At 33.7% G+C, this 4233-nt stretch carries 3 protein-coding genes and 1 pseudogene; all 4 read right to left on the bottom strand.

All coding sequences use genetic code 11. From position 1 onward, the window contains the following. A partial coding sequence (locus tag AC1DTM_RS19015; protein WP_477000655.1) for a leucine-rich repeat domain-containing protein occupies positions 1-1468 on the bottom strand: 1468 nt, incomplete at its 3' end. Positions 1469-1923: 455 nt separating this feature from the next. Further along, positions 1924-2706 carry a DeoR/GlpR family DNA-binding transcription regulator gene (locus AC1DTM_RS19020; protein ID WP_002158735.1) on the bottom strand — a complete coding sequence of 261 codons (783 nt, stop codon included), beginning with the start codon at positions 2704-2706 and terminating at the stop codon, positions 1924-1926. Positions 2707-2746: 40 nt separating this feature from the next. Then, a complete protein-coding gene (locus AC1DTM_RS19025) occupies positions 2747-3931 on the bottom strand; it encodes a saccharopine dehydrogenase family protein (protein ID WP_477000656.1) in 1185 nt (394 codons plus the stop codon). After that, a pseudogene (locus AC1DTM_RS19030) lies at positions 3928-4233 on the bottom strand (2-aminoethylphosphonate--pyruvate transaminase); the annotation flags it as partial. The pseudogene AC1DTM_RS19030 and the gene AC1DTM_RS19025, both read right to left, overlap by 4 nt.

Consider the following 4233-nt stretch of genomic DNA (forward strand, 5'->3'; position numbering starts at 1 on the left):
CATTGATGTAAGCCGTTTTACTTAGTTCTACAACTGGTCGAACATCACGGATTTCATTTGCAACAAAACTTAGAAATACTAACTTTTTCAAATTGCTAACTGGTGTTAAGTCTGAAATGTAATTTGCTTCCAAATCAAGTTTTTGTAAGTTTACTAGACTTGATAATGGAGTAATATCCTTTAACTCATTATTAGGTAAGTTTAAAACTTTCAACTGTGTCATCTTACTTAGAGGAGTAACATCTTTTATTTCATTTTTCCCAATCCATAACTCTTGTAATTGATTCAATTGATCAATTCCTGATAAATCTTTAACTTTATTACGCGTTAATACTAAATCTTTTAACGGTAGCGTATAAAGCGGTTTAATATCTTCAATTTGATTTCCTGCTAAAGATAAGTATGTTACATTTTTCAGCTTACTTAGCGGAGCAACATTCATAATTTTATTATTTGCTACATTCAAGTAATCTAGTTGTTCCATTTTCGCTAATGGTGTTATATCTTCAATTTGATTTCCTGCTAAATATAAACTTGTTACATTTTTCATTTCCGTTAGTGGTGCAACGTTCGTAATTTTATTATTACTTAAATCAAGAGAATCTAAATTATCCATCTTCACAAGTGGTGTTACATCTACAATTTCATTAGCGCGTAAAGCCAAATGTTTCAATTGCTTTAAGTTCGTAAAGAACGACGTATCTTTTATCTTCGCATTCGCAACTGTTAAAGATTTTAAATTTGGCATATATTTTAATGCACTATAATCAAGAATCTCATTCGTATTTAAAAACAAATCATTTACTTGTAATAACTCTTCTTTCGTAATTGGTGTATTTAAATCTTTTCTATTAAATACTTTTTTATTAACAAGTTCTCGTAGTTTCTTATCTGTTATCATGTTTTGACTATCAACTGGAGTATCCGTTTCCGTATTGCCTGAATTAGAATCATCATCTGGTTTCCCTGTTTCTTTCTCGCCTAAAGTCGGATCTTTAATTTCAAATTGAACTTGATATTTATGATCATATCCAATAGCCGGAATAAGTATATGCATTTGCATATTATGCTTCTTCTCAAATTCACCAATTTCAAATTGAACTACTTTCGTCCCATTTTTTCTCTTATCTTCTGACAAAACTTTCACATCATGAAATACACCCGGCTGGTTTCTATCTTCTATTCTAAGGTATTGAAAATAATCGCTATCTTGTACAGTTACAGTAACAATTTTTTTCCCGTCTTCAATCGCTACTTTAGGATTTTTTATGTATTGAGAAACCATAGATGGCTCGTCTTTTTGATCCTTATAAATTTTAATCTCAGTATCATACGTACGATCACTCGCTGCTGCTACCGACTGATTTGCTTCAATTTTTATTGCTGCTAATGCTGGAGTAGAATACGCAGCAAATGGAATTGCTAATGTTGTTGCTACTACTAGCGCCTTAATATAATTTTTTTTCAAAATAATATCCCCTTGTCTTATATAATTTTTAGTAATTGATAACTTTTATCAATTACCTACAAATAAATGATAATGAATCTCATTATCGTTGTCAACGAGAATATTACATTAAAATTATATTTCCGACGATAAAAAATAAAAAAACCCTTTATTCAAAGGGCTTTTTTACCTATTGTATGAAGGATTTCACTTTTTTCTTTTTCATTAATAACACCGAGTTTTTGCAAAACATTCGTGTAAACTACAAGCTTATTATATATTCGTTCCGACATTCCTGTCCCCTCTTTCCTTCAGCCAACTTTTTTTCTATTGGTAAATTATATGAAGGAAGCGAGAAAATGTGTCCACTTTTTTTGCACGAATACAAACCTTTATTACTCATTATTCATGAGCATCTCAAAATTCACGTTAAACATTACTAATAATTAAAGAGAGATGGAATTTCCCACTGATTACTAGCAAACTGTCCATTGAATATTATGCTTTTTGACTTCTTCTTCAAAACTATATGGCATTTTCTTATCACAAATAACATGTTGAATACGAGAAAATCCTGATATTCGGTAGTTCCCTTTTACGCCTACCTTTGTATGATCGCATAAAATATATGTTTTCTCCGATAATTTAATCATCGCTTCTGACAGTTTCGCTTTTTCTAATTCAAAGCTGGAAACCCCAAAGCTAGGTAACAATCCATCAATCGAAACGAATGCTTTATGAAAATGAAATTGATGAATTACTTGCTGCGAAATAGAACCCGACACACGTGAATGTTTTGGAGATACCTTTCCACCAATAAATAAAACTTCACCGTGAAACATCTTTTTATTAATAGAAGATATTAATTGTGTCGCTACTGGAAAAGAGCTCGTAACAATCGTTAAATTTTTACGATGAACAAGATATGGCACCATTTGAAGTGGTGTACTTCCATCATCAATCGCAATAACATCCCCATCTTCCACAAACGTTGCTGCTTTATACCCAATTCTTTTCTTCTCTTCTATATGCAGCATCTCTCGTTCTAACATCGGTGCCTCTATCCCAGCTCCCGGAAGTTGAACAGCTCCACCATACACTTTCTTCAATTTTTTTTCACGATCTAATTCTTCTAAATACCGACGAATCGTCTCTGTTGATACTGCGAACTCTCTCGCTAATTCTGAAACTTTTACTTTCCCTTTAAACTCTACCTTCTCAAGAATTGTCCTCTTTCTCTCTTCACCTACTACAGACATAGCCTCACCCCATTTATATCTACCTCATAAACTGCCTTACTTATACAAAGTTATAATTTTCTTTTTCAGTGAAAATTTCTTCATGAATATAAATACCACGCTTTTCCAATTCATCAAAAATAATTTGTGGATTTTCAAAAGCTTCTTCAGGAGTAATAACACCGACTTTATTAACTACTCCTTTTGCAATTAACTCTGTAGCAACTCCAAATGGGATACCAACATTTCTTGTATAGGCTCTTAATTTCTCCCAACCTACTACAGAACCGTCAGATAGCGGATGTGTATGGTATAATACATGTCGCTGTTTTTGATTATTTTTCATACCTACTACTTCTACATGAAGTGCATAACCATAAAGCTCTGTTGCTTGCCCTTCTTTCGATTGTAATAGATACTTCGAAATACAATCCATAATACCAATTTCTTTACCGTTTATTTCAATTTGATCATTACGCAATATACCATAATCATATAAAGCACGAACGAGCTGCATATTTTGCTCTGGCCAAGTACCTCTCGTTTCTATCAGCCCAACACCTTTATCCTCCAGTGCCTTCGCTAACGTAATCGTTTCTGAGTGCGGGATGATATACTGCATTGTTTTTCCGTAAGGCGCTGGTAATTCAATTTCTCTCGGGCGCGCAAACGGAGGTACTTGCTTAAATTCACCATCTTCATACACTGTACGCGACGGTAAATGTGGATCATATTCATATGTCGTTGTTTCTGTAATTGATGCAGAAAAAGCAATTGGACGATATGAGCCATGACTTACTCTAACTGACTCTACAGAATCTAGCTGATTTGCTGCATACATAGCCATCATTTGCGTTACACCTGGCGTCATACCAAACCCAGGTAAACATGCTTTTCCGTTTTGAACAAATATAGAATGGGATTCATTTTCTTCACCGAATCCATTTAAGTTCACACCGTGACAGCCGGCATCTGCGATACAGCGAGTAGACAATCCATTTAACTTTATCGTCGTACCATCCATTACAATGTCGTAGCCTTTCATTTTTGCGACCGTATCCTCATGATTTGTCACATCGACTTTCACAAAATCAACACGAGGATCGTTTAACCACTCTACTACTTTTCGGCCTTCCTCTTCATTAAAATCGGCTACCGTAATCGTCTCAAAAGATGAAAATTGAACTAAATCTAAAATTGCTTCACGACAAATTTTACCTGCTCCACCTAAGCAAAATACTTTCACCCTATAACAACCCCTTTAGCAATACTATCAACTAAGCGATTAATATCGTCTTCATGTACATCACCGATATTTCCAATGCGGAACGTATCTACTTTCGAAATTTTACCAGGATAAATAACAAATCCATATCGCTTTAATTCATTATACAGCTGCAAAAATTCAAATCCTGCTTCTGGATAAATGAAAGATGTAATAATAGGAGATTGATATTTTTCATCTACTAATGGCTTGAAGCCTATTTCTTTCATTTTGTTCACTAATAATTTTTGATTATTATAATATCGATTGTAACGGGCTCTTAC

This window comes from Bacillus sp. P4_D3 (assembly GCF_056401855.1).

Excerpts from the sequence above, each read along its gene's own strand:
- AC1DTM_RS19020 (WP_002158735.1), bottom strand. The coding sequence starts at position 2,706 with ATGTCTGTAGTAGGTGAAGAGAGAAAGAGGACAATTCTTGAGAAGGTA.